Annotated in this window: 30 protein-coding genes, 1 other RNA gene and 1 other annotated feature; of the genes, 14 read left to right on the top strand and 17 right to left on the bottom strand. The window is 52.9% G+C overall.

The genetic code is table 11. The features are described from left to right. Nucleotides 1-26 precede the first annotated feature (26 nt). Both RIN69_RS05855 and ybaL read left to right on the top strand, forming a co-directional pair. Complete coding sequence (locus tag RIN69_RS05855; RefSeq protein ID WP_313856191.1) at nt 27-1229, top strand: MFS transporter; 1203 nt, start codon at nt 27-29, stop codon at nt 1227-1229. A 334-nt stretch (nt 1230-1563) separates the two neighbouring features. Beyond that, a complete protein-coding gene (ybaL, locus tag RIN69_RS05850) occupies nt 1564-3252 on the top strand; it encodes a YbaL family putative K(+) efflux transporter (RefSeq protein WP_313856190.1) in 1689 nt (562 codons plus the stop codon). A 57-nt stretch (nt 3253-3309) separates the two neighbouring features. Here ybaL and RIN69_RS05845 read toward each other — a convergent pair whose 3' ends face one another. The 4 genes from RIN69_RS05845 to RIN69_RS05830 all read right to left on the bottom strand — a co-directional run bounded on the left by RIN69_RS05845 (nt 3310) and on the right by RIN69_RS05830 (nt 7277). Further along, nucleotides 3310-4617 (bottom strand): inosine/guanosine kinase, encoded by a 1308-nt coding sequence (locus RIN69_RS05845; protein WP_313856189.1) that lies wholly within the window; start codon nt 4615-4617, stop codon nt 3310-3312. Nucleotides 4618-4686: 69 nt separating this feature from the next. After that, nucleotides 4687-5646 (bottom strand): ferrochelatase, encoded by a 960-nt coding sequence (hemH, locus tag RIN69_RS05840; protein WP_313856187.1) that lies wholly within the window; start codon nt 5644-5646, stop codon nt 4687-4689. A 122-nt stretch (nt 5647-5768) separates the two neighbouring features. Beyond that, nucleotides 5769-6413, bottom strand: a complete 645-nt coding sequence (gene adk, locus RIN69_RS05835; protein WP_313856186.1) for an adenylate kinase — start codon at nt 6411-6413, stop codon at nt 5769-5771. Nucleotides 6414-6659: 246 nt separating this feature from the next. Beyond that, complete coding sequence (locus tag RIN69_RS05830; protein ID WP_313856185.1) at nt 6660-7277, bottom strand: DUF6024 family protein; 618 nt, start codon at nt 7275-7277, stop codon at nt 6660-6662. A gap of 268 nt (nt 7278-7545) precedes the next feature. Here RIN69_RS05830 and RIN69_RS05825 point away from each other — a divergent pair, with 268 nt between their 5' ends. Continuing rightward, nucleotides 7546-8421, top strand: a complete 876-nt coding sequence (locus RIN69_RS05825; protein WP_313856183.1) for a LysR substrate-binding domain-containing protein — start codon at nt 7546-7548, stop codon at nt 8419-8421. Between the two features lie 99 nt (nt 8422-8520). On the opposite strand, the gene htpG is transcribed toward RIN69_RS05825, so the two are convergent. From htpG to RIN69_RS05795, 6 genes are all read right to left on the bottom strand, one after another. Then, nucleotides 8521-10389: a molecular chaperone HtpG gene (gene htpG, locus RIN69_RS05820; protein WP_313856181.1), complete on the bottom strand. Its 1869-nt coding sequence runs from the start codon at nt 10387-10389 to the stop codon at nt 8521-8523. A 104-nt stretch (nt 10390-10493) separates the two neighbouring features. After that, on the bottom strand, nt 10494-11099 hold the full coding sequence (gene recR, locus RIN69_RS05815) for a recombination mediator RecR (protein ID WP_313856179.1): 606 nt from the start codon (nt 11097-11099) through the stop codon (nt 10494-10496). Then, entirely contained in the window at nt 11099-11428 is a 330-nt protein-coding gene (locus RIN69_RS05810) for a YbaB/EbfC family nucleoid-associated protein (RefSeq protein WP_313856177.1), read from the bottom strand. The genes recR and RIN69_RS05810 overlap by 1 nt, the downstream gene beginning before the upstream one ends. Before the next feature lie 54 nt (nt 11429-11482). Next, a complete protein-coding gene (gene dnaX / locus RIN69_RS05805) occupies nt 11483-13417 on the bottom strand; it encodes a DNA polymerase III subunit gamma/tau (RefSeq protein WP_313856175.1) in 1935 nt (644 codons plus the stop codon). Next, nucleotides 12086-12147, bottom strand: a sequence feature (DnaX frameshifting element). It overlaps the preceding gene by 62 nt. A gap of 143 nt (nt 13418-13560) precedes the next feature. Next, nucleotides 13561-14112, bottom strand: coding sequence for an adenine phosphoribosyltransferase (apt, locus tag RIN69_RS05800; protein ID WP_313856174.1), 552 nt, complete (start codon nt 14110-14112; stop codon nt 13561-13563). Between the two features lie 158 nt (nt 14113-14270). Further along, nucleotides 14271-14648 carry a DUF454 family protein gene (locus tag RIN69_RS05795; protein WP_313856173.1) on the bottom strand — a complete coding sequence of 126 codons (378 nt, stop codon included), beginning with the start codon at nt 14646-14648 and terminating at the stop codon, nt 14271-14273. Nucleotides 14649-14705: 57 nt separating this feature from the next. On the opposite strand from RIN69_RS05795, the gene priC reads away from it, so the two are divergent. The 3 genes from priC to rsmS are packed head-to-tail and all read left to right on the top strand — an operon-like array spanning nt 14706 to nt 15682. Further along, nucleotides 14706-15242, top strand: coding sequence for a primosomal replication protein (gene priC / locus RIN69_RS05790; RefSeq protein WP_313856170.1), 537 nt, complete (start codon nt 14706-14708; stop codon nt 15240-15242). A 36-nt stretch (nt 15243-15278) separates the two neighbouring features. Beyond that, nucleotides 15279-15524: a GlsB/YeaQ/YmgE family stress response membrane protein gene (locus RIN69_RS05785; protein WP_313856169.1), complete on the top strand. Its 246-nt coding sequence runs from the start codon at nt 15279-15281 to the stop codon at nt 15522-15524. A gap of 11 nt (nt 15525-15535) precedes the next feature. After that, nucleotides 15536-15682 (top strand): pleiotropic regulatory protein RsmS, encoded by a 147-nt coding sequence (gene rsmS, locus RIN69_RS05780; RefSeq protein WP_313856167.1) that lies wholly within the window; start codon nt 15536-15538, stop codon nt 15680-15682. A gap of 1 nt (nt 15683) precedes the next feature. On the opposite strand, the gene acrR is transcribed toward rsmS, so the two are convergent. After that, on the bottom strand, nt 15684-16331 hold the full coding sequence (acrR, locus tag RIN69_RS05775; RefSeq protein ID WP_313856166.1) for a multidrug efflux transporter transcriptional repressor AcrR: 648 nt from the start codon (nt 16329-16331) through the stop codon (nt 15684-15686). Between the two features lie 141 nt (nt 16332-16472). Here acrR and RIN69_RS05770 point away from each other — a divergent pair, with 141 nt between their 5' ends. The 4 genes from RIN69_RS05770 to ykgO all read left to right on the top strand — a co-directional run bounded on the left by RIN69_RS05770 (nt 16473) and on the right by ykgO (nt 21384). Next, a complete protein-coding gene (locus RIN69_RS05770) occupies nt 16473-17669 on the top strand; it encodes an efflux RND transporter periplasmic adaptor subunit (RefSeq protein ID WP_313856164.1) in 1197 nt (398 codons plus the stop codon). A 17-nt stretch (nt 17670-17686) separates the two neighbouring features. Next, nucleotides 17687-20845 carry a multidrug efflux RND transporter permease subunit AcrB gene (gene acrB, locus RIN69_RS05765; protein WP_313856163.1) on the top strand — a complete coding sequence of 1053 codons (3159 nt, stop codon included), beginning with the start codon at nt 17687-17689 and terminating at the stop codon, nt 20843-20845. Between the two features lie 126 nt (nt 20846-20971). Further along, entirely contained in the window at nt 20972-21232 is a 261-nt protein-coding gene (locus tag RIN69_RS05760) for a type B 50S ribosomal protein L31 (protein WP_052899300.1), read from the top strand. A gap of 11 nt (nt 21233-21243) precedes the next feature. After that, on the top strand, nt 21244-21384 hold the full coding sequence (ykgO, locus tag RIN69_RS05755) for a type B 50S ribosomal protein L36 (RefSeq protein WP_072133188.1): 141 nt from the start codon (nt 21244-21246) through the stop codon (nt 21382-21384). Nucleotides 21385-21439: 55 nt separating this feature from the next. On the opposite strand, the gene RIN69_RS05750 is transcribed toward ykgO, so the two are convergent. The 4 genes from RIN69_RS05750 to RIN69_RS05735 are packed head-to-tail and all read right to left on the bottom strand — an operon-like array spanning nt 21440 to nt 23986. Further along, nucleotides 21440-22318, bottom strand: a complete 879-nt coding sequence (locus RIN69_RS05750) for a metal ABC transporter substrate-binding protein (RefSeq protein WP_313856162.1) — start codon at nt 22316-22318, stop codon at nt 21440-21442. Next, a complete protein-coding gene (locus RIN69_RS05745) occupies nt 22315-23184 on the bottom strand; it encodes a metal ABC transporter permease (RefSeq protein ID WP_313857615.1) in 870 nt (289 codons plus the stop codon). Before RIN69_RS05745 ends, RIN69_RS05750 begins: the two co-directional genes overlap by 4 nt. 5 nt (nt 23185-23189) lie before the next feature. After that, nucleotides 23190-23867, bottom strand: a complete 678-nt coding sequence (locus RIN69_RS05740; RefSeq protein WP_313856161.1) for a metal ABC transporter ATP-binding protein — start codon at nt 23865-23867, stop codon at nt 23190-23192. Then, the gene (locus RIN69_RS05735; RefSeq protein ID WP_313856160.1) at nt 23864-23986 is read right to left on the bottom strand and encodes a hypothetical protein; all 123 of its coding nucleotides are present in this window, start codon (nt 23984-23986) and stop codon (nt 23864-23866) included. Before RIN69_RS05735 ends, RIN69_RS05740 begins: the two co-directional genes overlap by 4 nt. Nucleotides 23987-24285: 299 nt before the next feature. Here RIN69_RS05735 and RIN69_RS05730 point away from each other — a divergent pair, with 299 nt between their 5' ends. The 3 genes from RIN69_RS05730 (at nt 24286) to RIN69_RS05720 (ending at nt 25419) form a co-directional block, all read left to right on the top strand. Continuing rightward, complete coding sequence (locus RIN69_RS05730; protein WP_313856159.1) at nt 24286-24639, top strand: hypothetical protein; 354 nt, start codon at nt 24286-24288, stop codon at nt 24637-24639. Nucleotides 24640-24790: 151 nt separating this feature from the next. Further along, nucleotides 24791-25171 (top strand): Hha toxicity modulator TomB, encoded by a 381-nt coding sequence (tomB, locus tag RIN69_RS05725; protein ID WP_313856157.1) that lies wholly within the window; start codon nt 24791-24793, stop codon nt 25169-25171. A gap of 29 nt (nt 25172-25200) precedes the next feature. Further along, nucleotides 25201-25419, top strand: coding sequence for an HHA domain-containing protein (locus tag RIN69_RS05720; RefSeq protein ID WP_052899294.1), 219 nt, complete (start codon nt 25201-25203; stop codon nt 25417-25419). A gap of 58 nt (nt 25420-25477) precedes the next feature. On the opposite strand, the gene ffs is transcribed toward RIN69_RS05720, so the two are convergent. Continuing rightward, nucleotides 25478-25574, bottom strand: an RNA gene (gene ffs, locus RIN69_RS05715) — signal recognition particle sRNA small type. A 304-nt stretch (nt 25575-25878) separates the two neighbouring features. Here ffs and RIN69_RS05710 point away from each other — a divergent pair. Beyond that, on the top strand, nt 25879-26190 hold the full coding sequence (locus RIN69_RS05710) for an MGMT family protein (protein ID WP_313856155.1): 312 nt from the start codon (nt 25879-25881) through the stop codon (nt 26188-26190). Nucleotides 26191-26266: 76 nt separating this feature from the next. Here RIN69_RS05710 and RIN69_RS05705 read toward each other — a convergent pair whose 3' ends face one another. Then, nucleotides 26267-26824, bottom strand: coding sequence for a YbaY family lipoprotein (locus RIN69_RS05705; protein WP_313856153.1), 558 nt, complete (start codon nt 26822-26824; stop codon nt 26267-26269). Nucleotides 26825-26961 lie beyond the last annotated feature (137 nt).

Genomic DNA, 26961 nt, shown 5'->3' with positions numbered 1-26961 from the left:
AAATTCTAACGAAATCAGGTTAATTTATGGCAAGCGATCAAACGGTTTCTGCAACTCCGGCGGCATCCCCACGCACCGCTTTTGGCGTGCTGGGTGCCATCAGCCTGGCGCATTTATTAAATGATATGATTCAGTCGCTGATTCTGGCGATTTATCCGCTGCTGCGCAGTGAGTTTTCACTCAGTTTTGTGCAAATCGGGCTGATAACTCTGACTTTTCAGGTCACAGCCTCGCTGCTTCAGCCGCTGATTGGTCATTTTACCGATAAGCATCCTCAGCCCTGGTCATTGCCGATTGGTATGGGTTTTACCCTTTCCGGCCTGATATTGCTGGCAATGGCGCATAACTTCCCATTAATCTTGCTGGCCGCCGCATTGGTTGGCACCGGTTCGTCGGTGTTTCACCCGGAATCTTCCCGGGTGGCGCGTATGGCATCCGGCGGACGTCACGGTCTGGCACAGTCGCTGTTTCAGGTCGGTGGTAATCTCGGCAGTTCACTCGGGCCGCTGCTGGCTGCATTGATTATCGCCCCTTACGGTAAAGGTAACGTTGCCTGGTTTACGCTGGCGGCGCTGCTGGCGATTGTGGTGCTGTTGCAGATTAGCCGCTGGTATCAGCATCAGAATCGGGTGGCGAAAAGCCGTCCGGTCAGCGTAATTATCAATCCGCTGCCGCGTAAGAAAGTGGTGCTGGCGGTCAGCATTCTGCTGCTGCTGATCTTCTCTAAATATTTTTATCTGTCCAGTATCAGCAGTTATTACACCTTTTATCTGATCCATAAATTTGGCCTGTCAGTACAGGATGCACAGTTCCACCTGTTCGCCTTTCTGTTTGCGGTAGCCGCCGGTACGGTAATTGGCGGGCCGCTGGGCGATAAGATTGGCCGTAAATACGTTATCTGGGGTTCAATCCTCGGCGTTGCACCCTTTACCCTGCTGTTGCCCCACGCTTCGCTGGCGTGGACCGGCATCCTGAGCGTGATTATTGGTCTGATTCTCGCCTCGGCCTTTTCCGCCATTCTGGTGTACGCGCAGGAGCTGATGCCGGGACGCATCGGCATGGTTTCCGGCCTGTTCTTTGGCTTTGCTTTTGGGATGGGCGGGCTGGGTGCCGCAGTGTTAGGTCTGGTTGCCGATCGCACCAGCATTGAGTTGGTCTACCAAATCTGTGCTTATCTGCCACTTATTGGCATTCTGACGGCTTTCCTGCCGGATAATCGGCGAAAATAGCCTGCCAGTGCTATGGATATCTGTGAATTGCGTCGCACCTCAGCGTGATAATATATAGTCTGAATTATGATGAGTGGCAGAAATCTCACTCATTGACGGGTTTTCACTGATTTTTCATATTTTTTGCAATTATCACCATTATTGACAAGCGCGCGTCTGAAATATGCAATAAACTTAATGCTTACAACCGGACACATTTGCATACACCCGTAGTGACTGAATATGCAGCAAGGCGGTCAGATTACCCACCGCGATGCAGGGTTGGTATTCGCCGCCCATCCGCGCCTGATGCCGTTACAGCTTCAGTTATTCCGGGAGACACAAGGAGACAGGCATGCATCACACCACACCGCTTATCACGACAATTGTCGGAGGCCTGGTTCTTGCCTTCCTCCTTGGCATGCTGGCCAACCGCCTGCGCATCTCGCCGTTAGTCGGGTATTTGTTAGCAGGGGTACTGGCTGGCCCTTTTACGCCAGGCTTCGTCGCTGACACCAACCTCGCCCCGGAGCTGGCTGAACTCGGCGTTATTCTGCTGATGTTTGGTGTTGGTCTGCACTTCTCGCTTAAAGATTTAATGTCCGTCAAATCCATCGCCATTCCCGGCGCTATTGCGCAGATTGCGGTCGCCACTCTGTTGGGTATGGCGCTGTCGTGGAGTATGGGCTGGTCGCTGATGACCGGCCTGGTGTTTGGCCTCTGTCTCTCCACCGCCAGTACCGTGGTGTTACTGCGCGCGCTGGAAGAACGTCAGTTAATTGACAGCCAGCGCGGTCAAATTGCCATTGGCTGGCTGATTGTTGAAGACCTGGTCATGGTATTAACCCTGGTTCTGCTGCCTGCTATTGCCGGTATGCTGGAGCAAGGCAATGCCAGTATCTCAATGCTGGCGTGGGATCTGGTGCTGACCATCGGTAAAGTGGTGGCATTTATGGTGCTGATGATGGTGGTTGGCCGCCGCGTAGTACCATGGATTCTGGCAAAAAGCGCCGCTACCGGTTCACGTGAGCTGTTCACTCTCGCAGTATTAGCATTGGCGCTGGGTATTGCCTTTGGCGCCGTTGAATTCTTTGATGTCTCCTTCGCGTTGGGCGCCTTCTTTGCCGGTATGGTGCTGAATGAGTCAGAGCTGAGCCACCGTGCTGCCCACGATACGCTGCCGCTGCGCGATGCGTTTGCGGTGCTGTTCTTCGTCTCGGTTGGTATGCTGTTTGACCCGATGATTCTGGTACAGGAGCCGCTGGCGGTTCTTGGTGCGCTGGCCATTATCGTGCTCGGCAAATCCATCGTTGCCTATTTCCTGGTGACACTGTTTGGACACTCGCGTCGTACCGCGCTGACCATTTCGGCAAGTCTGGCACAAATCGGCGAGTTCGCCTTTATTCTGGCTGGACTGGGTATTTCTCTCAATCTTCTCTCAGCAGAGGGGCGTAATCTGGTGCTGGCAGCGGCGATTCTGTCGATTATGCTCAACCCGATTCTGTTTACCCTGCTGGAGCGTTTTCTGGAAAAAACAGAAACCATCGATGAACAGACAATGGAAGAAGCCATCGAAGATGAGAAACAGATTCCGGTCGACCTGTGTAATCACGCGCTGGTGGTCGGCTACGGGCGCGTCGGCAGCCTGCTTGGCTCGCGCCTGATTGAAGCTGGCGTACCGATTGTGGTGGTTGAAAACTCCCGGCCACGCGTCGAGGCGTTGCGTGAACAGGGAATCAAAGCGGTGCTGGGCAATGCGGCGCGCGCCGACACCATGGAACTGGCGCGGCTGGATTGTGCCCGCTGGTTGTTACTGACAATTCCAAATGGTTATGAAGCCGGAGAGATCGTCACCGCCGCTCGCGAAAAGCGCCCTAATATCGAGATTATTGCCCGTGCGCATTACGACGATGAAGTGGAATACATCATGGAGCGCGGAGCCGATCGCGTGGTGATGGGCGAGCGTGAAATCGCTAACAGCATGTTGAATATGCTTAAGCTGGACCTGGAAACCGAGCCGCAACCCCAGCAGTGCCCAATTTAATCGCTATAAAGCAATATGGGCGGCATTTAGCCGCCCATTCACTGAATTAACCGGTAGTTACCTTTCCCAGTAAGACTCTTCCAGGCTGTCTTCACGTTCCGGCAATCCCCGCGTCAGGCGTGGTGAGTGCTGATTTAACACCTGATAGCTGACGCGATTAGCGTACTTACATACTTGTGCCAGCGAGGAGTAGGTCAGATAACTGCGTGCATGCTTGCTGGAATTCGGCACATTGGTCCGGTGATAGTTGTTGGCGGTAATATCGTGCAGTAACGCCGCCAGCGCTCCATCCCCTGCCCCGTTGGTATTCATTATCTTCTCAGGGCCGCCCATATAGGGAGCGATATGCGAGAAAATGCGCAGCGGCTGCTGACAATCCTGATGGCGCATCGCACGGCTGAATTCATACTGGTTAAACTCGGCAATTGCCCCCGGCAGCAGCGGATGATTGGTCTTGCGTTTGCCTTCATCCTCGGTAAAACCTGCCATATACAGCCCGTTTGGCCCGGCGGTACATAATACCAGGTCAACCCAGTCCAGTGCCTTATCTGACGCCAGTAGCGGATCGCTGAGGCCGGTCAGCTCCTGCGCTTCATCTTCATTCATCGCCACAATAGATACGTGGTCGCGCAGGAAGTCGCGCCAGAACTGTGGGTTATCGGCAATCACATATTTGGTGCCGAGCGTCAGAACCACCGGCACATTATGCTTTTTCGCATATTCAATCGCTTTCATGGTGGCAGCCGGCATCGGCTCACCCGGCTTGCAGCGCACCAGGTAAGAAGTCAGCACCAGCGCAGAAGCACCGGCGATCACCTGTTCCGGAATATTCTCCTCGCGCAGCTGATTCATCATCCCCGGGCTGATGGCAAAGGTCCGCTCACCGTTATCGCCAATCAGGGTAAAGCAGCGGCCAATCGCACCATCGACGCCTTGCAGGTAGTTGAGATCGGTACGGCTGGAGGTGTTACACAGGTAGCGATAGGCATAGCCACCAATCTGCACGTTGCTGCACATCACACCCAGCAGCACCGAGCGGTCATCCGCCAGCACCGAGTAGTTATGCAGGGTGTTACCGATGGTGCCACCGGCAAACTGATGGCTGATTAACTGCTCGCGCATCAGCTCGCTGTACAGCGCTTCAGCAACGTCATCGTCAATCACCAGCGAGTGACCGGCGCTGAGACCATAACGCGCGACAAAAGCATCATCCACTTTGGCTTCGATATCCACCAGCGTCTGATCGATACCCACTACCCAGCTGCTGCCGTTTTCATTTTCTGGCTGGAGTTGAGGTTGCAGTAACGGATCGCGTGCGCTAACGGGGAAGTAGTGTTTGGATTTACGTTTGCCGGGAAATTTCATGATTAATAACTTTGGAAGAATTCAGGCCGTGAATCATAACATATTCACGGCCCCACTTAGCCAGAGTGATTAACGCTGGCGGTTGACTAAATCCACCATCATATCGATATGTTCGGCGTCATCATTTAGCGCCGGAATATATTCAAACTGCGTACCACCAGCATGCATAAAGAATTCACGGTTCTGTTCGCTAATCTCTTCCAGCGTTTCCAGGCAGTCTGCTGAGAAGCCAGGGCTCATAATCTGAATATGCTTAATGCCCTTAGCCGGTAAACCTTTCAGCGTTTCATCGGTATACGGCGTTAACCAGGGTTCGCGACCGAAGCGCGACTGGAAGGTCAACATCACTTCGTTCGGACCCAGTCCCAGCGCCGCCGCCAGTGCATCGGCCGTATCGTGGCAGCGCTGCGGATAATCATCACCTTCGTCGGCAAAACGCTGTGGAATGCCGTGAAAAGACATCACCAGCAGATCGGGTTTACCGTGGGCAGCAAAAGAGCGTTCCACCGACGCCTTCAGCGCGGCAATGTAGCCAGGATGAGTGGCATAATCGCGGATAAACTGCACGTCCGGTAGCGAACGGTAGCCGGCAAACACTTTGGTTAAGCCATCCCACACCGCCGCTACGGTCGAGCAGGAGAATTGCGGATAGAGCGGCAGCACGATCAGGCGCGTGACGCCCTGCTGCATCAGGCTGTCCACCGCGCTTTTCAGGCTGGGATTACCGTAGCTCATGCCGAGCGCAACCGGCATATCCAGACGGGCTGCCAGCGCGTCACGCTGACGTTTGCTGTAAACCAGCAGCGGAGAACCGTCATCCATCCATACCGAAGCGTACAGCTTTGCCACGCGCGGAGAGCGAATCGGCAGGATCGCGCCGTTAAGGAGCGGCCACCACAACCAGCGCGGCGTATCAACAACGCGCGGATCGCTAAGAAATTGTTTCAGGTAGCGCTTTACCGCAGCGGCGGTTGGCGCATCAGGCGTGCCGAGATTTACCAGCAATACGCCGGGTTTATCTTGCCTCATTTTTATTCCTTTTATTGGCATAAAGGTGGGTATAAATGAAAACGAGAATGATTGTAGCTAAAAATTGCGGGGGATGAACCGATTGCTGCAAAAGGGCCAGGTGAAACCCGGCCCAGAAACGATTAACCGAGGATTTTTGCCAGCTCGGCGCTGACTTCAGACACTTTGCGCGTGCCGTCAATTTTGTGGTAAGCGGTGTTACCGGCTGCCGCTTCTTTGCTGTAATAAGCAATCAGCGGAGCAGTCATCTGATGGTATTCCACCAGGCGCTTACGCACGGTCTCTTCCTGATCGTCTTTACGCGTGGTCAGCTCTTCGCCGGTCGCGTCGTCTTTGCCTTCTTCTTTCGGTGGATTGAAGGTGACGTGGTAAACGCGGCCTGATGGCGCATGCACACGGCGACCCACAATACGCTCAACGATCAGTTCATCAGGTACGGCGAACTCCAGCACGTTATCCACTTTGATGCCGGCTTCTTTCATAGCATCAGCTTGTGGAATGGTACGCGGGAAGCCGTCGAGCAGAAAACCGTTACGGCAATCATCCTGCGCAATTCGCTCTTTAACCAGCGCAATGACCAGCTCATCGGTCACCAGCTTGCCAGCATCCATAATCTCTTTGGCTTGTTTACCCAGCTCACTTTCAGCTTTGACTGCTGCACGTAACATGTCACCGGTGGAGATTTGCGGAATGCCGTATTTCTCCATAATGAACTGAGCCTGAGTACCTTTTCCTGCGCCCGGAGCGCCGAGCAGAATAATACGCATTGCGTAAATCCCCTTGCGAATCGCATTGATCTAACTAATAAGGCCAAGAACATACCATTAAGCCCAGGTATCCACAAGAAAGCGGGCAGTTAAGCGGCAGTAACATTTATGCTGCCATATTGTGAATTAATAGATAAATCCATCATTATTACAGCAACTTAACAAGCTTGTTCTCGGTAACACCTTCGGGGGTTGGCGTGTTTATCGTCACTGCATTTATCCGTTTTATTCAGCGTGCGCTTTCAGCTACGCCAGATTATACGGCTGCCAGTGACTGCTGCGTATTATCCCTAGCGCATCGGCCAGCGGCCTCGCCGGAACCGTTGAGGCTTCAAACAGCCGCAGTTCACTGCGCATCAGGGTACTGAAGGCGGTGGTGCGCAGCGCAATCATCGCCAGGCCAGACGACAACGAAGCATGCCGGTGAAGTGGCGTAATAAAAATAGCGCTGTCGCGCACCAGCTCCTCATGCAGCGAGGTGGCAAAACTGTCGGAGGCATCGACCACTCCCTTTCCCTCACAGCCGCGCAGGCTGTTGACCTTACCGGTGCGGGGATTTACATGGGTGATCATCGGCACTTTTCCCGGTTCGCCAAGACGTGCGGTGCGGTGGTTCAACAGTTCACTGGCTGGCAGCTGGCTGGTTTGTCGCGCCACACAGCGCGCCACCTCCTGCTTATGAAACAGATGCGATAAGATCACCCGTCCGGCTGTGACTGATTTCACAAAAAAGAGATCGTGATTTTCCAGCTTATACAGGCGGGAAAGGGCCTGGCGCAGCTGATTGTGCAGCGTCTTTGCGTCCTTTTCGGACGATGCATCTGCAATTTTTTGCCGCAAAGGAGAGAGCGAGGATTTATCCATTATTGATTAACTCTTGCCGGTAAAAAACTGCTTTGCGGCTGATTGCTGTGTGCAGCCGCGGAGAGAGTGCATGGTTGTTATTTTTTTGCGGCCAGCAGTGCCAGAAAGCACGTTACTGATTCCCCGGTGCTGGCGAAGTAATTAGCGGCCACGGCTTATTCTCGCCGTGTTTCGTTAACTTCCGTCGCCAAGAGTATGAAATTGCAGCTGGACTTTGAAATGATATAAACAGACACTTCTTGTTAGTTTTTCTAACAGGTAGTCATCAATGGCGGGACTTCCCTCATTACGCGCACTGCGTTATTTTCAGCAGGCGGCACTGCACAACAGCTTCAGCCTTGCGGCTCAGTCACTGAATGTTACCCACAGCGCCGTCAGCCATCAGATCAAACAGCTGGAGGAGTGGCTGGGTAAACCGTTGTTTATCAGGGCGAATGGTCGGGTTCAGCTGACAGCAGACGGCGAGCGCCTGAAGAAAACCTGTACGCAGGCATTTAACGAAATTGAAATCACCTGTGAGAAAATATCGCAACGCACCAGCAGCAGCCTGACGGTATCCAGTGCCCCCAGTTTTCTTTCCCAGTGGCTGATCCCACGCATCAGTGATTTCAGCCGGCAGCACCCCAATATTGCTCTTAATTTTCAGACGCATATGGATATTGATAAAGTGCGCAGCGATCAGACTGACGTGCTGATTCTAAGCCACGAGCAGACCACTCATCAGGATATTGCCACTACGCTGATTACCGTTGATTATATTGGCCCGGTTTGCTCAGCCGATTTTGATCGGCAGGTCGACTTCGACACCGATTTCACCACCCTGCCACTGCTGCATGCCGATACCAAGCGTCATGCCTGGGCTGAATGGGCGGAAAAAAGCGGCGCACGCGGAGACTTCTGGGCTGGCAGATATTTCGATAACCTGACGCTCGGTATTCAGGCGGCGCGCAACGGATTAGGCCTGATGATTACGCCACGGATTCTGGTAAAAAAAGAGCTGGAAGATGGCACGCTGATTGCGCCGGTGGGATTCACTGCGATGGCTCGTGCCACCTGGATGATGGTGAAGCAGGCAAGGGAAGATGAGCCGGACATTGTGATTTTTCGCCGCTGGTTACTGGCTGAAGCGGCTGGCGCAGAGTAAAAAAGGCGGCCTTAGCCGCCTTCAGATCCGGTTATGATGACATGCAGGATGCCACCTCCGGGCATGGGCGGCGAAAACGCCGCCGCTTTACAACCGGCCTCAGGCAATCAGCAGCTGATTCATCCGGCGGATAAACTGGTTTGGATCGTCCAGCGTACCGCGCTCAGCAAACAGCGCCTGATCCAGCAACAGCTCGATCCACTCGGCAAAGCGCGCTTCGTCCTGCGTGTCGGCAGCGCGTTTCACCAGCGCGTGATCCGGATTGATCTCAAACAGATACTTCACTTCCGGCACCGCCTGCCCCGCCGCGGCAAACAGTTTCGCCATTTGGGTACTCATGTCGTTGGCTTCGGTAGTCACGATTGCCGGCGTATCAGTCAGACGATGGGTCAGGCGCACTTCTTTCACTCGTTCGCCAAGCAAGGTTTTCACCCGCTCGATAAACGGCTCCAGCGCTTTTTCCGCTTCTTTCTGCTCGTCGCTCTCTTCATCAGCCAGCTTGCTTAAAGAATCGTCCGCCTTGCTGACCGACTGGAAGGACTTACCGTCAAACTCAGTCAGGTAGCTCATCATCCATTCGTCAATGCGGTCTGAAAGCAACAGGACTTCGATGCCCTTCTTGCGGAACACCTCAAGGTGCGGGCTGCTTTTCGCCGCTGCATAGCTGTCGGCAGTGATGTAGTAAATTTTATCCTGACCTTCAACCATCCGGCTGACGTAGTCTTCCAGCGACACGGTCTGCGCTGAACCTTCACTGCTGGTTGAAGCAAAGCGCAGCAGTTTAGCGATAGTTTCACCGTTGCTGGCATCTTCTGCCGGGCCTTCTTTCAGGACCAGGCCAAATTGCTGCCAGAACTGCTGATATTTTTCCGCATCATCCTTCGCCATTTTCTCCAGCATCTGCAACACACGCTTACTCAGCGCACTGCGCAGGTTCTGGGTGATACGGCTGTCCTGCAGGATTTCACGAGACACGTTCAGCGGCAGGTCGTTGGAGTCGATCAGTCCACGCACAAAGCGCAGGTAGTTCGGCATAAACTGCTCAGCGTCATCCATGATAAACACGCGCTGAACATACAGTTTCAGGCCATGCTTATGATCGCGGTTCCACATATCCCACGGTGCCTGTGCCGGAATATACAGCAGGCTGGTGTACTCTTGCTTGCCCTCGACGCGGTTGTGGCTCCAGGCCGCCGGATCGGTAAAGTCGTGGGCAATATGCTTGTAGAACTCTTTGTATTCGTCGTCGCTGACGTCGGACTTATTACGCGTCCATAACGCCTGCGCTTTGTTGATTTTTTCCCAGTGGGTGGTGTCGTCTTCTTCGTTGTGCGTCTCAATCTCTACCGGCAGAGCAATGTGGTCAGAGTATTTGCTGATAATGCCACGCACGCGCCACGCATCAAGGAACTCATCTTCGCCTTCACGCAGATGCAGAGTGATTTCGGTGCCACGATCGGCTTTTTCGATATCAGCAATGGTGTAGTCACCCTCACCTTCCGACTCCCAGAATACCCCTTCATCGGCAGCAGCACCGGCCGCACGGGTGCGCACCGAGACTTTATCCGCCACGATAAACGCCGAGTAGAAACCGACACCAAACTGACCAATCAGTTGGCTGTCTTTCGCCTGGTCGGAACCGAGCGACTCGAGGAAAGATTTGGTGCCAGATTTGGCAATCGTCCCCAGGTTTTCAATGACTTCATCACGACGCATACCAATACCGTTATCGCTCAGCGTAATGGTACGTTGCTCCTTGTTCACCGAAACCCGGACCCGCAGCTCGCCATCACCTTCATACAGTTCAGGGGAAGAGAGCGCGCGGAAACGCAGCTTGTCCGCAGCATCTGAAGCGTTGGAGATCAGCTCGCGCAGGAAGATTTCTTTATTTGAATAGAGGGAGTGGATCATCAAATGCAGAAGCTGTTTTACTTCTGACTGGAAGCCACGTGTCTCTTGTCCTTTCATGGTCATTGATACCTCAACAAATCAGGTTTATTGAATGTTGAGGAGGAGATGGGGATGAAATAAAACTTTTCAAGCAGGCACGATTACGCCGTACCTGCAAATGTTCAGAATTTAATCTTTTGACGTCCCGCCAGCGAGTGTGACAGGGTGGTGCCATCGACCATTTCCAGTTCGCCACCCATCGGTACACCGTGAGCGATGCGGCTGGCATCGACACCATACTGCCCGCAAAGCTCCGCAATATAGTTAGCAGTCGCCTCACCTTCTACCGTCGGATTGGTAGCAAGAATCACTTCCTGAAGAGTTTCACGTTCCAGTCGCTGTTCAAGGCGATCCAGTCCGATATCATTAGGGCCGATACCGTCCAGCGGTGAAAGATGGCCCATCAGCACAAAGTAGCGACCGCCAAACTGGCCGGTTTGCTCAATGGCGTGAATATCAGCCGGGCTTTCCACCACGCAGATCTGACCATTCTGCTGACGTCGCGGATTGGCGCAGATGGTGCAAATGTCCTGCTCGGTAAAAGTATGGCAATCCTTACAGTGACCGATTTCAGACATCGCGCGGGTCAGCGCCTGCGCCAGCCGCATTCCGCCGCTGCGATCGCGCTGCAACAGCTGGAATGCCATGCGCTGCGCTGATTTAGGCCCGACACCGGGTAAACAGCGCAGCGACTCCATCAGTGTTTCGAGGAGCGGGCTGGTTTGCATCAGAATGGCATCTTAAAGCCCGGCGGCAACTGCATTCCGCTGGAAACTGCTGCCATTTTCTCTTTCTGCGCTTCACCAACACGGCGCGCCGCGTCGTTGAATGCCGCAGCGACCAGATCTTCCAGCATGTCTTTGTCATCTTCCAGCAAGCTTGGATCGACTTCAACACGACGGCAGTTATGTGCGCCGTTAATGGTCACTTTTACCAGACCGGCACCGGATTCACCGGTAACTTCCATTGCAGCAATCTCTTCCTGCACCTGGGCCATTTTGTCCTGCATTTGCTGGGCCTGCTTCATCAGGTTGCCCAAACCGGCTTTACCAAACATAGTCTTCTCTCTCAGCTCAGGCCGCGTAATCGTCGGATACGCTTAGGCGGCGGTTCAAACGGGGCGAATACTCTCTTCATCCAGATCGGCATCAAAAAACCGACGCAGGGTCTGGATGTGAGTATCCGCGATTATCGACTGGCGCGCCTGCGCCAGCTTTTCTTCATAAATTGCCTGTCGCCACTCCAGTGGGGTTAGCACCGAAGGATTATCATCTTCGATAATCGTCAGTTCAACTGTCTGGCCTGCCGCCAGGCTTAATGCTTCCGCCAGCACTTTCTGTGCCGATGGCGAATTAAGGTGGCGCTGTCCGGCACGTAAGTGTAGACAAACGCCCTGCTCAGTCTGTTCTTTCCAGGCGTTTAATGCCAGCTGCTGGACGAGTTTAGGCAGCGTCATTGCGGCAATTTCTGCCGCCCAGGCATCGCGCTGCTGCGACTCTTCTGTCAGTCGGTTGGCCAGCTCCGGCGTTTTCTCGTGCTCTAACGCCGAGCGCAATGCTTTCGGCGTGGCGACCGGCTCCGGCTTCGCCTCGACCGGGTTCAGCGCTTTCCAGCGGTACGCCTCTTTTTTTACCGCCGCGCCAGCCTCAGCGGCAGCGGCTTGCTGTCGCTTCTGACCGCGCTCGGTAACTGAAGCCAGTCGCTCCAGTGCCGAACTTGCCGGCCGCGCACCTGGCGCCGCCGGCTCACTCTTTTTTGCTTTGGTCGCTCCCTGCTGACGCATCAGTTGGGTGCGCGCCTGCAGTAGCTGACTGGTAGCATCGGGCAAATTATCCGGCGGTGCGCTGTCCGGCACGGTATGAGGTGCTGGCGGCTGTGACGGCGCGCTGGTCGATGCACTCAGCTGTGGCTGAGCTTGCGGCGTCATCACCGGCCGGGATACCGGTTCGGCAATCACCTGGCGCGGATGAAACGCCAGCGCGCGCAGTAACGTCATTTCAACGCCCATACGCCGATCCGGTGCCAGCGCCAGCTCTTTACGTCCGACTAACAGCGTCTGATAGTAAAGCTGCACATCCGCAGGTGGCAACACTCGGGCCAGCTCGCGCAACCGCTGTTCTATAGCGGCTTGATCGTCGCCGATCGCCGAAGGCAACAGCTGCAACATCGCAATACGGTGCAGCAGACGCAACATTTCAACCAGCAACGCTTCCCATTCTACGCCGCGTGACGCAGCCTGGTTCAGCAGCGCCATCATCTGCTGACCTTCAGCATCCACTAACGCTTCAATCAGTGCCAGTGGCTGTTCGTCATCGAGCGTGCCAAGCATGGCGTTAACCGTCTCGGTACTGACCTGCCCCAGTCCCATGGCGATCGCCTGATCGGCCAGGCTGAGCGCATCACGCATACTGCCATCGGCGGCACGCGCCAGCAGCTGCAGAGCACGGTTTTCCGCCGGTATCGCTTCCTGTTTTAATACATGCTCCAGCTGGCCGCGAATTTGCTCGACATCCAATGCTTTCAGATGGAACTGCAGACAGCGTGACAGAATAGTCACCGGCAGCTTTTGCGGATCGGTCGTGGCAAGCAGGAATTTGACGTGTGACGGCGGCTCTTCCAGCGTTTTCAACAGGGCGTTGAAACTGTGCCGCGACAGCATGTGCACTTCGTCAATCAGGTAAACTTTAAAACGCCCGCGTGCCGGAGCGTACTGGACGTTGTCCAGCAGATCGCGGGTGTCTTCAACTTTGGTGCGTGAAGCCGCATCGATCTCGATCAGATCGACAAAGCGCCCCTGCTCAATTTCACGGCAGTTATCGCACTGGCCGCAGGGGGTGGCAGTAATGCCGGTTTCACAGTTCAGTCCTTTCGCCAGCAGGCGCGCAATGGTGGTCTTTCCCACACCGCGGGTGCCGGAAAAAAGATAAGCGTGATGGATGCGGCCGAGCGACAGGCCATTTGCCAGCGCTGTCAGGACATGCTCCTGACCGACAACATCAGTAAACGCTTGTGGACGCCACTTGCGGGCAAGTACCTGATAGCTCATTAATTCGCAGAATTTGTCAGTGAAACAGAGGTTAATGCTAACACAGCCGCAGTTTTACAGCGAGGCTGAAGATGGTAGGTACAGAATGCCCAATATCATTCGAGCGGCAGCCAACGCCACTGCCGCCTGAAGTATCTGGGATCTTAGTGGCCGGGGAAATTGACTAAGCTATAGCAGTCAACGCCCATCGCTTTCAGGCGCGCTTCACCGGTCAGATCAAACAGGTTGATCACAAAAGCGGCGTTTTTCACTTCACCACCGGCGCGGCGGATCAGTTTCACCGTGGCTTCCAGCGTGCCGCCAGTTGCCAGCAGGTCATCAACCACCAGCACGACATCGCCGGCGCCAATCGCGTCGCAATGCAGTTCAAGGCTGTCGGTGCCGTATTCCAGCTCGTAGCTTTCACTGAAGGTTTTGCGTGGCAATTTGCCCGGTTTACGCACCGGTACAAAACCAACGCCCAGCCCCAGCGCGACGGGTGCACCAAACAGGAAACCACGCGCTTCGGTGCCCACCACCTTGGTGATGCCAGTATTGCGATAGCGATCAACTAACAGTTCAATGCAGATGGCATACGCTTTCGGGTCTTCCAGCAGGCTGGTTACATCACGAAAGAGGATGCCCGGCTTAGGATAGTCCGGGATGCTTTTGATACTGTCTTTAAGGAATTCAAGCTGCTGCGCAGTCGCGGTCATAATGTTATGCCTGGTAAAAACGAATCTGACTCGCGCAGCTCCGGACCTCTCTGGCAGTCTACAGCCGCAGAGAGAGATCGGGTCAAACAGGGGAGCCGCGCACGAAAACGTTCAAATCTAAGCAAAGTGCCGGATAATTGCAACCATCATCCGCCACATCAGCGATTTTCTTGCTCTGACGCAACCACCGGCAGGCGCAGCATAAACCAGATTAATCCGCAGAGCATGAGTGCCAGCAGAACACGTAACCACAGCAGTTTTACCAGCCACAGTGAAACGGCAAAGGTAATCACAATAAACAGTATCGCCCGGCCTTTTGCCTTGGGCGGTAGGGCGCGATGTTGTTGCCAGTGACGAATATAGCCGCCAAACCATGAGCGATATAGTAACCAGTGGTGAAAGCGCGGAGAAGAACGTGCAAAACACCATGCCGCCAGTAGAATAAACGGCGTAGTCGGTAATAGCGGCAAAATAACGCCAAGCGTGCCGAGCGCAATTGCCAGCCAGCCGATGATCAAGAGTAAGATGCGCTGCATAGAGTGACCTGAATACGTCGAACTGCGATTATTTTACCACAGTGACCGGAAACCTTAATGAAAACCACCCTTTTACTGCAACAGCTGGATGCGCGGCTCAATCAGTTGGCGCGTAGCATCTCGCCACTGGCGGAGCGTCGCACTCGCCGGGCTCGCTTCGACAATCAGCTGTTTTATTGCAAGAGCACGCGCCTTGGGGATTATCTACAGGAAGTGCAGCAAACGCTGGCACAATTAAAACAGTGCGTGGCCGGAACCCAGCCTGAGCGTCTCAGCTGGCTGGCAGAACGGGTGGTGCTGCAAACTGGCGCGCTACAGCGTGAGGTTGCCACGCAGACGCTGCGCAGCCAGGAGGGCGTGAAGCAAAGCCCGGCGGAAAAATTGCATCAGAAACTGGCCGACCATCATGAATTTGAGCGGCGTCTGCTGGCAATGCTGATGGAACGCGAGCGCCAACTTGGGCAACAGGAAACGCTGCTGCAACAGCAAAAAATTCAGCAGGAGATGGTGGCGCTGGAAGCGCGTTTACAGCGCTGCCGTGCGGCGCTGAAGCAGATTGAGCAGGAGATTGCTCAACGTGAACAGGGTTTTTAACTATAATCACAGCCTGGTGACATCGGGGGAAGCACAATGGGAATTGTCAGCTGGATTATTATCGGCCTGCTCGCCGGTTTTGTGGTGCGTAAATTTTTCCCTGGCCGACCGGGGGGATTAATTCCGACGCTGGTGCTGGCGATGATCGGTGGATTGATTGGCGGCTATATCAGCAGCTACTTCAGCTGGGGCTCACTGACTCAACTGCACCCACGGGCGCTGTTGTTCGCCCTGCTCGGCTCACTGCTGATGCTACTGGTGGTTAAAAAATTACGAATTTAACGGAGTGAAGGATGTCTTTAGAAAATGCCCCCGATGAGGTCAAACTGGCAGTCGATCTGATTATGCTGCTGGAAGAGAACCAGGTGGCACCGCAAACGGTGCTGGCGGCACTGGAGATCATCAGACGCGATTTCGAAAATAAGCTGGCGCAGGCATAGATTATTTGCCATTGGCAGGCTGACGGAGCGACGGGCTGCTGGTCAGCATTTCGATTAGGGTTTCCACTAAAAGTGGCGCATCCGCCGCCAGATCGAAACTCTCCGGCATAAACAGCCAGTTTTCCATAATACCGCTGACGTAGCCGCGAATGATTACCGCCGCGCGTCGGGTATCAAGGTCAGCCGGTAACTGCTGGTGTCCGATGCAGTCGCGCAGGACTTCTTCAATTTTTTCGTAGCATTCCAGATATAAATTTTGCTGCACCATTTGCAGAGTTGTCATTTCACCGACAAACTCACACTTGTGGAAAATGATTTCCATAAGTGACCTTCTGCGCTGGTCGCGTGCTGTTGCCTCAAAGACATAGTTAAGCATTGCGCGCATAACTGATAGTGGATCACCTGGGTATTTTATTTGATACTCATGTTCTAAGTCCTCCATTCCGGACTCAGACTGCGCCCAAATCTCATTCAGTAAGTCGGCTTTGTTTTTGAAATGCCAGTAAATCGCACCACGTGTCACGCCGGCAGCATGAGCAATATCTGCCAGTGACGTTGCAGAGACACCATGTTCAGAGAACCGGGCAATTGCCGCATCAATGATTTGGCCCCGCGTTTCAAGGGCTTGTTCTTTGGTTTTTCGTGCCATAAGTGGGGTATTTACAAAAGGTTAGATTTACATACATTTGCGAATGTATGTAACATAGCACGACCATAATTTAAACGCAGCAATGGGTTTAACGGTTTGTGATCCATTGAACAATCGATATCGGACACTCGAGGTTTATTTATGAACAAAAACAGAGGGTTAACGCCTCTGGCGGCCGTCCTGATGCTATCAGGCAGCTTAGTGCTAACAGGATGTGATGAAAATAAATCCCAGGAAGCCGGCCAGCAACAAGCACCAGAAGTTGGCATCGTCACCCTGAAAAGTGAACCGTTGACCATTACTACTGACCTACCGGGAAGAACCTCATCTTACCGTATTGCAGAAGTGCGCCCGCAGGTTTCGGGCATTATTTTGAAACGGAATTTCGTTGAGGGAAGTGAGATTAAAGCCGGGGAATCGCTGTATCAGATCGATCCGGCTACCTATCAGGCTGCCTATGACAGCGCTAAGGGCGACCTCGCGCAGGCTCAGGCAAACGCGCAAATCGCCGCTGTAACGGTGAAACGCTATAAGCCACTGCTCGGCACCAAATACATCAGTCAGCAGGATTACGACCAGGCGATTGCGACCCAGAGCCAGACTGCTGCCGCAGTTCAGGCTGCTAAAGCCAATGTCGAAAGCGCGCGTATCAATCTCGCCTATACCAAAGTGACTTCGCCAATTAGCGGACGCATTGGTAAATCGACAGTGACGGAAGGTGCACTGGTGCAGAGCGGTCAGACTACCGCACTGGCAACCGTGCAACAACTCGACCCGATCTATGTCGATGTGACGCAATCCAGCGGTGATTTCCTGCGCCTGCGTGAAGAGCTGCAATCCGGCAAACTGAAACAGACTGACGGCAAAGCCAGCGTCAAACTGTTAACGCAGGATGGTAATACTCACCCGCAGGCGGGAACATTAGAATTCTCTGATGTTACCGTGGATGAGACCACCGGCTCGATTATGCTGCGCGCTATGTTCCCTAACCCTGACAAAAGTTTGCTGCCGGGTATGTTCGTTCGTGCACGTCTGGATGAAGGTACCAATCCAAATGCCCTGCTGGTTCCACAGCAAGGTGTAACGCGGACGCCAACCGGTGAAGCTACCGCGATGATCGTTGGTGCAGACAATAAAGTGGAAGAGCGCAAGCTGACCGCTGAGAAGGCGATTGGCAATATGTGGTTAGTGACTGCAGGCCTGAAGGATGGCGATCGCGTGATTGTTACCGGCATTCAGCGTGCGAAACCCGGCGCTAAGGTGACTCCGCAAGAAATGAGTTCAGACGAGGCGAAGAAACAAGATTCGCAGCAGCAGTCTGAACCAGGCAAGTCTTAAACAGGAGCCGCTGATACATGGCTAAGTTCTTTATCGATCGCCCCATATTTGCATGGGTCATCGCCATCATCATTATGCTGGCGGGTGCGCTGTCGATTCTCAAACTGCCGATTGAGCAATATCCTAATGTTGCTCCACCTGCGATTGAGATCACAGCAACCTACCCAGGTGCGGATGCGAAAACCTTGCAGGACTCGGTCACACAGGTAATCGAACAGAATATGAATGGCCTTGATGGCCAGATGTATATGAGTTCCAGTAGTGACTCCTCAGGTACGGTTACGCTGACGATTACCTTTGAATCGGGAACCGATCCGGATATCGCTCAGGTTCAGGTGCAGAACAAACTGCAGTTGGCAACGCCGTTGCTGCCGCAGGAAGTTCAGCAACAGGGGATCAGGGTTCAGAAATCGTCCAGCAGCTTCTTGATGGTGGCAGGTTTCATCAACACTAACGGCAGCATGACGCAGAACGATATTTCGGACTACGTTGGCTCCAACATTAAAGATCCTATCAGTCGTGTTAACGGCGTTGGTGATACTCAGCTGTTTGGTGCGCAGTATGCGATGCGTATCTGGATGGATCCGCACAAGCTGAACAACTATGCATTAACTCCGGTTGATGTGATTAGCGCTATTAACAACCAGAACTCACAGGTTGCAGCCGGCCAGCTTGGTGGTACGCCACCGGTGAAAGGCCAGCAGCTTAACGCCTCGATTATCGCGCAGACCCGTCTGACCTCAACCGATGAGTTCGGCAAAATCTTGCTGAAAGTCAACGAGGATGGTTCTCAGGTTCGCCTGAGTGACGTTGCGAAAATCGAACTCGGCGGTGAAAACTACGAGATCATTGCCCGTTTTAATGGCCAGCCGGCCTCCGGTCTGGGGATTAAACTGGCGACCGGTGCTAACGCACTGGATACCGCTGCCGCGGTAAAAGCGCAGCTGGCTGAACTGGAACCGTTCTTCCCGTCTGGTCTACAGGTGGTTTACCCGTACGACACCACGCCGTTTGTTAAGATCTCTATCAATGAAGTGGTGAAAACCCTCGTTGAAGCTATCGTGCTGGTGTTCCTGGTCATGTACCTGTTCCTGCAAAACTTCCGCGCAACCCTGATCCCAACGATTGCGGTGCCGGTAGTTCTGCTGGGTACATTTGCCATCATTAACGCCTTTGGCTATTCGATAAACACCCTGACGATGTTTGGTCTGGTGCTGGCAATCGGGCTATTGGTGGATGACGCCATCGTGGTGGTGGAGAACGTCGAACGCGTGATGGTGGAAGAAGGACTGCCACCGAAAGAAGCCACGCGTAAATCAATGGGCCAGATTCAGGGCGCGTTGGTGGGTATTGCGCTGGTGCTGTCAGCGGTATTTATTCCGATGGCGTTCTTTGGCGGCTCGACCGGTGTTATCTATCGTCAGTTCTCGATCACTATCGTCTCGGCGATGGTTCTGTCGGTCGTTGTTGCACTGATCCTGACTCCGGCACTTTGTGCCACCATGCTGAAGCCGGTTAAAAAAGGCGACCACGGTAAGACCACTGGCTTCTTCGGCTGGTTTAACCGCATGTTTGATAAGAGCACCAATCACTACACCGATAGTGTGGGCCATATCATTCGCAGTACCGGTCGTTATCTGGTTATCTACCTGCTGATCGTAGTCGGCATGGCGTTTCTGTTCTTGCGCCTGCCAAGCTCGTTCCTGCCGGAAGAGGACCAGGGGGTATTTCTGACCATGGCTCAGCTGCCAGCGGGTGCGACTCAGGAACGTACTCAGAAGGTGCTGGATCAGATCACTGATTACTACCTGGAAAAAGAAAAAGCCACCGTACAATCCGTGTTTACCGTTAACGGCTTTGGCTTTGCAGGTCGTGGTCAGAACACCGGTATTGCCTTCGTCAGTCTGAAACCGTGGGATGAACGTTCTGGTTCAGAAAACAAAGTCCCGGCGATTATCGGACGTGCAATGGGTGCCCTCTCGTCAATTAAAGATGCGATGGTCATTCCGTTTAACCTGCCGGCAATTGTCGAGCTGGGTACGGCAACCGGTTTTGACTTCCAGCTGATCGATCAGGCTAACCTGGGTCACGAAAAACTTACTCAGGCGCGTAATCAGTTACTGGGTATGGTCGCGCAACACAGCGATGAGCTGGTGGGTGTGCGTCCAAACGGTCTGGAAGATACGCCACAGTTCAAGCTGAATATCGACCAGGAGAAAGCACAGGCATTAGGTGTTTCTATCTCTGATATCAACACCACGCTGGGTGCATCCTGGGGCGGAAGTTACGTTAACGACTTTATCGACCGCGGTCGCGTGAAGAAAGTTTACGTAATGGGTGAAGCGCCTTACCGTATGCTGCCAAGCGACATTGGTGACTGGTATGTGCGTAACAGCAGCGGTGGCATGGTTTCATTCAGCGCCTTCTCTTCGGCGAAGTGGGAATATGGCTCGCCGCGTCTGGAACGCTATAACGGTCTGCCATCCATGGAGATTCTTGGCCAGGCTGCACCGGGCAAAAGCTCTGGTGACGCGATGAATCTGATGGAAGAGCTGGCGTCTAAGCTGCCAACCGGTATCGGCTATGACTGGACGGGTATGTCCTATCAGGAACGTCTGTCCGGTAACCAGGCCCCTGCCCTGTATGCCATCTCGCTGATTGTGGTATTCCTCTGTCTGGCGGCATTGTATGAAAGCTGGTCAATTCCGTTCTCAGTCATGCTGGTAGTGCCACTCGGGGTTATCGGTGCGCTGCTGTTTACCACCCTGCGTGGTCTCAGTAATGACGTTTACTTTGTGGTAGGCCTGCTGACAACCATTGGCTTGTCGGCGAAGAATGCGATATTGATCGTAGAATTCGCCAAAGATCTGATGGAGAAAGAAGGCAAAGGTCTGGTAGAAGCGACGCTGGATGCAGTTCGTATGCGTTTACGTCCAATTCTGATGACCTCACTGGCGTTTATCCTCGGGGTACTGCCTCTGACCATCAGTACCGGTGCGGGTTCCGGCTCTCAGAACGCCGTAGGTACTGGCGTAATGGGCGGCATGGTCACCGCGACGGTGCTGGCAATCTTCTTCGTACCGGTGTTCTTTGTCGTGGTTCGTCGCCGCTTCAGTAAACACAAAGAAGAAGTTGAGCACGGACATCCTGTCGAGCATAAATCACAAGATCACTAAGTTTTCTCAGTGACTGAAAGAGGCCGCAAATGCGGCCTCTTTTTTTTGCCTGCGGATCGGGTTGCATTTCAGCTAAGCGACGCGCATAATAATTGTTATGTTATAACATACCATTTTGGAGCAACCATGAAAGCTGATATCCATCCCCACTATCGCCCGGTGATTTTTCATGACACCAGTGCCGATCATTACTTCAAAGTAGGATCGACCATCAAAACCGACCGCACCGTCGAGTTCGAAGGGGCAACTTATCCTTACGTAACGCTTGATGTCTCCTCCGCTTCCCATGCGTATTACACCGGCAAGCAGAAAGAGTTCAACAAGGAAGGCAGCGCAGCTCGCTTTAATAAGCGTTTTGGCAGTTTTCTTGGTAACAGCAATAAATAAGGAACTGTCTCATGCAGGTACTGAGTTCATTACGTTCAGCCAAAAAGCGCCATAAAGACTGCAAGGTAGTGCGTCGCCACGGTCGCATCTATGTGATTTGCAAAACTAACCCACGCTTTAAAGCGGTTCAGGGCAGAAAGAAAAAACGATAGTGTTGTTGTGTCATGTTGTCCTTTTGGGCCGGACTTCCCATCCGGCCCTTTTTTATTACTTCATACTGCCTGCCATCGCCTCAACGTTGTGCTTAAATGCCGCAATATAGCTGGCTGCTGGCCCATCTTTTTCTGATAACGCTTCAGGATACAGTTCCCCGCCCGGCTGTGCGCCGGTGGCAGAGGCAATCTGCTTAACCAGCCGCGGATCGGTCTGGTTCTCAATAAAGTAGCGATGAATATCCCCGGTTTTAAGCTGCTTAATTAACGCCGCCACATCGCCAGCACTGGCTTCCGACTCGGTAGAAAAACCAACCGGCGCAAGAAAACGTACGCCATAACGCTGACCAAAATAGCCGAACGCATCGTGACTGGTCAGCACCTGACGTTTCGCCTCAGGAATCGCGTCAAAGGTCTGTTCCGCCCAGCTATCCAGCTGGTTGAGCTGGCTGATATAGGCCGCACCGTGCTGACGGAAGTAGTCCGCATTATCTGGATCGGCAGCGATCAGCGCATTCATCACGTTAGTAGCATACACCGTGCCGTTGTGCATGCTGTTCCACGCATGTGGATCGGTAATAGTGTGCCCATCTTCTGTCATTTTGCGCGTATCAATACCCTGAGATGCAACCACGACTTTGCCCTGATAACCTGAGGCGCTGACCAGTCGATCCATCCAGCCTTCCAGCCCGAGGCCGCTGACAAAGACTACCTGCGCTTTTGATAAAGCCTGGCTGTCCTGTGGCGTTGGCTCAAAGCTGTGCGGATCGCCGTTCGGTCCAACCAGACTTCTTACCCGGACGTGTTCGCCGCCAACCTGCTGCACGATGTCGGCTAACACGGTAAAACTGGCAACGGTTTCTACCGTTTTCGCCAGCGCCAGCGGGCTGCTGAGCAGTGCCGCAACCGCCAGCGCCAATGATAACTTCTTCATACTTTCTCCTTGCCTGTCGTTAAAAAGCGGCGGCTGCTGAGCAGACCACCGCATGGCCCCAATAAAATTGAGATAAAAAACAGTATTGCGGCACTCAGCACCACCGCCGGACCGGCAGGCAGTGAGAGATAAAATGAAGCAAACAGGCCACTGAAGCTGGCGATCACCGCCAGAATTATTGCGGCGGTCAGCATTCCCGGCAGGCGAATACTCCAGAAGCGGGCGCTGGTAGCGGGCAACATCATCAGTCCAACCGACATCAAAGTACCGAGCACCTGAAATCCGGCCACCAGATTCATCACCACCAGTATCAGAAAAATGCCGTTGACCAGCGGTGAGCTCCAGCGGCTTTGCGCACGCAGAAAACTGGCATCGAAGGCATCGATAACCAGTGGACGATAGATCAAGGCCAGTGCCATCAGGGTAATCGCGGCAATGCTACCTACCAGCAGGATCGATTGATTATCAACCGCCAAAAGCGATCCAAAGAGCACGTGCAGCAGATCGACACTCGATCCGCGCAGCGACACCAGCGTGACGCCTAAAGCCAGCGAACCCAGATAAAAACCGGCAAAGCTGGCGTCTTCACGCAACGGGGTTAAGCGGCTGACTGCGCCGGAAAGCAGTGCCACCGACAACCCGGCGATAAAACCGCCCACGCCCATCGCTACCAGCGATAGGCCGGAAATCAGGTAGCCAATCGCCGCACCCGGCAACACCGCATGTGATAACGCGTCGCCAACCAGGCTCATACGCCGCAGCAGTAAAAATACCCCTAGCGGAGTGGCGCTAATCGATAACGCAATACAGGCCACTAACGCCCGGCGCATAAAACCAAATTCGATAAAAGGTTGCAGCAGCGAGATAACCATTATCGCTCTCCCATCTGGCGCAGCGACGCGGCCTGCACGTCGCGCGAACGCCATTCGGCAGCATCGTCCTGTAAACGCAGAACTTGCGGAAACCAGGTATCGACCATGCTCATATCGTGCAGCACCACGATTAAGGTGCAGCCCTGACGATGGCGATCGGCCAGTAAGTCCAGCAGCAATGCAATGGTCTGGCTGTCAATGCCGGTAAACGGCTCGTCCAGCAGCAGCAGAGAAGCCTGTTGCATCAGTAAACGCGCAAACAGCACCCGCTGTAACTGGCCACCAGACAGCATTCCGGGTTGCGCATCGGCAAAATCGTCCATTCTCACCTTACGCAACGTTTGCATAATCTCCTGACGCAGCTGACGGCCAATGCAGCCAAACCAGCCGGTGCGCTGCCAGCACCCCATCGCCACCAGATCAAACACGGTGATCGGGAACTGGCGTTCGATTTCCGTCTGCTGCGGTAGCCAGCCAACGGCAGAGGGCGGCAGCGATAACTGATATGAGCCGTTCACCGGCGGCAGTAACCCCGCCAGAGTCTTCAGTAACGTCGACTTACCACAGCCGTTGGCACCAACCAGCGCAGTCATCGATCCCGGTAAAAAGCGTCCACTGATCGGCGGTGTCACCGACTGATGCCGGTATCCCGCCTGTAACTTATCCAGGCTAATCATTGTGACATTGCCCAGCCCAGTGCCGCGCACAGCAAGGCAATGGGTATCAGACTCAGTAACAGCCTGACTGCCGCAGAGCGGGTAAACAGCGTGGGTTTGGTGGTAAAAGAGTAAGGCATGACGATGATCCGACAGATTTATTATGTTATAACATAACATTAAATCTTCCGGGCGGTTATTTATACACGGCAAAAAAACTGTTTCGAGGTGTTACGCCAGCGATATTCAGCACGGTTTGCTTATCTGGTAAAATAAATTAATATTCATGCTTTAAGCTATCAGAGAAAAAGCCTTGACCTTTCAAGATAAATCACATAAAAATCATAACGATAGATAATTATCTTTTTTTGCATCTTGCTTTATCGGCTGCGCGGCACAATGATAAACATTAAGGTGAAATTAACTTAATGAGGGAAAAATGCGCAAATTGATCCCGTGCAATTATTCGCAGGATGAAGTTAACCCGCTATTATTGATGCAAGTCATTCAACAGAATATTCTCAAAATACAACCACAGTTAGTTGGCGATTTAACCTGGTATTCGCAAGATGCGCGTTTTGTTCCCGACAGCCTGAAAATTATTTCAGTCGATCCACTGGAAAGTTTGCGTTATAAGATGCGTTATCAGTTTACATGGAACATATTCAATGCCTGTTTAGATATTGATGCTGGCCAGACCGTTGCTGAAAGCGTCTGTTTCCAGATTATTCCGGGCCATCTGGTTTTTGAACTGATTGACAACCACTATCCAACAACCGCCGATGAATTGTAATTTTTGGTAATATCCTCAGGCAATATTAATTAATCTGCGTTATATTCAATATGTCCGTTTATAAAGTATTTTTTTATAATCGCTTCCAGGCCGCATACCTTCAGCTCAGCCCAAGTAACGGCTTTTGTCATTCGCTATGGAGGGGAAAGAGATGGACGAATACTCACCGAAAAGGCATGATATTGCTCAATTGAAATTCTTGTGTGAAAATCTGTATGACGAGAGTATGGCAACCCTGGGCGACAGTCACCATGGGTGGGTCAACGACCCGACGTCAGCCGTCAATTTACAACTTAACGAATTGATTGAGCATATCGCTTCTTTCACCATGAATTACAAAATTAAACACGTTGAAGATACGGATCTGATTGCTCAAATTGATGAATATCTTGATGACACATTTATGCTTTTTAGTAACTACGGTATTAATGTGCAGGATCTTCAACGTTGGCAGAAATCAGCCCGGCGACTTTTTAACATCTTCATCGAAGAATGCGCTCAGCGACCTTTATCAGCTAGCCATTCATTTTAGCAACCCATTATTTTTACTACGGTTTAACAATGACAGACAAAATTCTGACCAAAACTGATTATCTGATGCGTTTAAGACGTTGTCGTTCAATTGATACTCTTGAGCGCGTAATTGAAAAAAATAAGTACGAATTATCTGATGATGAATTAGAAGTGTTTAATTCTGCGGCGGACCATCGACTGGCTGAATTGACCATGAATAAGCTGTACGATAAAATTCCGGTATCAGTCTGGAAATATGTACGTTAAAGGCAACTTTAAATATTGTGACGGGAAAAGTAATGCGAAGGGCTGAAATTGGTGGAGGCCCTGCCAGCGACATCCCGGCACACGCGTTACCTGCTGCGGCTGCTTCCTTCCGGATCTGACCGAGTTCACAAGTTAGCGTTGCGGGAGCACCAACAGGGCCTCCATTGACGGCTCTAACGTTCAGAGCGCAGGCATTATCAATGATGCCTTCATCAATTGCAAGCGAACCCCAGGCGACCGTTGCTTTCTTGAACAACTGATGCATTTTAGTCAAATTTAACGGCGTTGCACTGCCGGTTACTGCCTAAAATATCCGCAGCCGACTTTGACGGTTAATTGATCATACTGGCGATTATCGCAGCAATGCTGCCGCAGGCTGCCGGGCTCGCTGATTAAAATTGCTTTAGTATCCATAAGTTATCGATTAAGGTTTTGTAATTATTCCTTCGGATAATTCGCATGTTCGACAATGACAGCTTTCAACAACGTGTCTGGCAGATAGTGGCATCGATTCCCTTCGGCTGCGTCACCACTTATGGTGAAATCGCCCGTCTGGCCGGCTCACCGCGTGCCGCCAGACAAGTAGGCGGCGTGCTGCGCCGTCTGCCGCAGGGCAGCAAACTTCCCTGGCATCGGGTTATCAATCGTAAGGGTGAGATATCTTTGGTGGGTGACGATCTCAGTCGCCAGCGTGATGCGCTGGAGGCCGAAGGGGTTGAAGTCAGCAACGACGGGAAAGTGTCACTGGCAGATTACCGCTGGAAACTTTAAGTTAAGACGGGAGCCGAAAACGGCTCCCTTGCAAATGACTACACCGCAGTAATGTTCTCACTGCCCACAAGAATTATCAGTACATTGTCGGAGCCGGTACTGAAGTTGAAGGCGTCACCTGCGTTGGTGAAGTTGACGGTACCGTGCGGGTCGCGCCGTTTTGGGTTGGCATCGCCACTGACGGCACCGGCACCATAATCAGCTCCGCTTTGGTTCCACCACCGTTAATAACCGGTTTAACCGTATCGGTAATAAATGCCAATTTGCCATCAATTGTCACTGCGGCACTTAACAGGATACGCGCGTTAGGCTGGATATCTGCCGGATTAAACGGTAGCACGAACTGGAATGGCGACTGTTTGCCATCGGTACGAACCGCACGCTGCGCCAGCACTTTAGACGGCGCGTCAGCCAGTGAAGCGTCTGACAGCGTTACCGTCAGTACCGCGTCAGGTGGCAAGGCAATGCGCTGGCGGATATACACCGAGCCGCTGACATTTGGTTGCGCTATGGCCGCCTGCTGCCCAGCCGTCGGCGATCCCAGCGTTGGAGTAGGAATATCATTGCTTTTATCTGCACAACCAGCCAGTGCCACAGCCAGCGCAGCGCCACTCATTACATGCCAAAGTTTCATTGATTTCTGCTCCTTATGATCAATGTTTGCCGGTAAACCTGCCGGAAACTACGCTATTAACAGCGTCACAGAGTTAATTCTGGCACAACTTACTGATTTTTGCCTGGGACAGCAGTTTCATCAGCGTGAAATGCAAA

The sequence above is a fragment of the Winslowiella toletana genome (genome assembly GCF_032164335.1).
In the GTDB taxonomy this organism is placed as follows: Bacteria; Pseudomonadota; Gammaproteobacteria; order Enterobacterales; family Enterobacteriaceae; genus Erwinia; species Erwinia toletana_A.
Note: the sequence above shows the minus strand (reverse complement) of the source record. Positions and strands in the feature narration are given on the sequence as shown.

What these genes read in the sequence shown, in the direction of transcription:
- RIN69_RS05855 (WP_313856191.1), top strand. Translation starts at nt 27, where the DNA reads ATGGCAAGCGATCAAACGGTTTCTGCAACTCCGGCGGCATCCCCACGC.
- ybaL (WP_313856190.1), top strand. Translation starts at nt 1,564, where the DNA reads ATGCATCACACCACACCGCTTATCACGACAATTGTCGGAGGCCTGGTT.
- RIN69_RS05845 (WP_313856189.1), bottom strand. Translation starts at nt 4,617, where the DNA reads ATGAAATTTCCCGGCAAACGTAAATCCAAACACTACTTCCCCGTTAGC.
- hemH (WP_313856187.1), bottom strand. Translation starts at nt 5,646, where the DNA reads ATGAGGCAAGATAAACCCGGCGTATTGCTGGTAAATCTCGGCACGCCT.
- adk (WP_313856186.1), bottom strand. Translation starts at nt 6,413, where the DNA reads ATGCGTATTATTCTGCTCGGCGCTCCGGGCGCAGGAAAAGGTACTCAG.
- RIN69_RS05830 (WP_313856185.1), bottom strand. Translation starts at nt 7,277, where the DNA reads ATGGATAAATCCTCGCTCTCTCCTTTGCGGCAAAAAATTGCAGATGCA.
- RIN69_RS05825 (WP_313856183.1), top strand. Translation starts at nt 7,546, where the DNA reads ATGGCGGGACTTCCCTCATTACGCGCACTGCGTTATTTTCAGCAGGCG.
- htpG (WP_313856181.1), bottom strand. Translation starts at nt 10,389, where the DNA reads ATGAAAGGACAAGAGACACGTGGCTTCCAGTCAGAAGTAAAACAGCTT.
- recR (WP_313856179.1), bottom strand. Translation starts at nt 11,099, where the DNA reads ATGCAAACCAGCCCGCTCCTCGAAACACTGATGGAGTCGCTGCGCTGT.
- RIN69_RS05810 (WP_313856177.1), bottom strand. Translation starts at nt 11,428, where the DNA reads ATGTTTGGTAAAGCCGGTTTGGGCAACCTGATGAAGCAGGCCCAGCAA.
- dnaX (WP_313856175.1), bottom strand. Translation starts at nt 13,417, where the DNA reads ATGAGCTATCAGGTACTTGCCCGCAAGTGGCGTCCACAAGCGTTTACT.
- apt (WP_313856174.1), bottom strand. Translation starts at nt 14,112, where the DNA reads ATGACCGCGACTGCGCAGCAGCTTGAATTCCTTAAAGACAGTATCAAA.
- RIN69_RS05795 (WP_313856173.1), bottom strand. Translation starts at nt 14,648, where the DNA reads ATGCAGCGCATCTTACTCTTGATCATCGGCTGGCTGGCAATTGCGCTC.
- priC (WP_313856170.1), top strand. Translation starts at nt 14,706, where the DNA reads ATGAAAACCACCCTTTTACTGCAACAGCTGGATGCGCGGCTCAATCAG.
- RIN69_RS05785 (WP_313856169.1), top strand. Translation starts at nt 15,279, where the DNA reads ATGGGAATTGTCAGCTGGATTATTATCGGCCTGCTCGCCGGTTTTGTG.
- rsmS (WP_313856167.1), top strand. Translation starts at nt 15,536, where the DNA reads ATGTCTTTAGAAAATGCCCCCGATGAGGTCAAACTGGCAGTCGATCTG.
- acrR (WP_313856166.1), bottom strand. Translation starts at nt 16,331, where the DNA reads ATGGCACGAAAAACCAAAGAACAAGCCCTTGAAACGCGGGGCCAAATC.
- RIN69_RS05770 (WP_313856164.1), top strand. Translation starts at nt 16,473, where the DNA reads ATGAACAAAAACAGAGGGTTAACGCCTCTGGCGGCCGTCCTGATGCTA.
- acrB (WP_313856163.1), top strand. Translation starts at nt 17,687, where the DNA reads ATGGCTAAGTTCTTTATCGATCGCCCCATATTTGCATGGGTCATCGCC.
- RIN69_RS05760 (WP_052899300.1), top strand. Translation starts at nt 20,972, where the DNA reads ATGAAAGCTGATATCCATCCCCACTATCGCCCGGTGATTTTTCATGAC.
- ykgO (WP_072133188.1), top strand. Translation starts at nt 21,244, where the DNA reads ATGCAGGTACTGAGTTCATTACGTTCAGCCAAAAAGCGCCATAAAGAC.
- RIN69_RS05750 (WP_313856162.1), bottom strand. Translation starts at nt 22,318, where the DNA reads ATGAAGAAGTTATCATTGGCGCTGGCGGTTGCGGCACTGCTCAGCAGC.
- RIN69_RS05740 (WP_313856161.1), bottom strand. Translation starts at nt 23,867, where the DNA reads ATGATTAGCCTGGATAAGTTACAGGCGGGATACCGGCATCAGTCGGTG.
- RIN69_RS05735 (WP_313856160.1), bottom strand. Translation starts at nt 23,986, where the DNA reads ATGCCTTACTCTTTTACCACCAAACCCACGCTGTTTACCCGCTCTGCG.
- RIN69_RS05730 (WP_313856159.1), top strand. Translation starts at nt 24,286, where the DNA reads ATGCGCAAATTGATCCCGTGCAATTATTCGCAGGATGAAGTTAACCCG.
- tomB (WP_313856157.1), top strand. Translation starts at nt 24,791, where the DNA reads ATGGACGAATACTCACCGAAAAGGCATGATATTGCTCAATTGAAATTC.
- RIN69_RS05720 (WP_052899294.1), top strand. Translation starts at nt 25,201, where the DNA reads ATGACAGACAAAATTCTGACCAAAACTGATTATCTGATGCGTTTAAGA.
- RIN69_RS05710 (WP_313856155.1), top strand. Translation starts at nt 25,879, where the DNA reads ATGTTCGACAATGACAGCTTTCAACAACGTGTCTGGCAGATAGTGGCA.
- RIN69_RS05705 (WP_313856153.1), bottom strand. Translation starts at nt 26,824, where the DNA reads ATGAAACTTTGGCATGTAATGAGTGGCGCTGCGCTGGCTGTGGCACTG.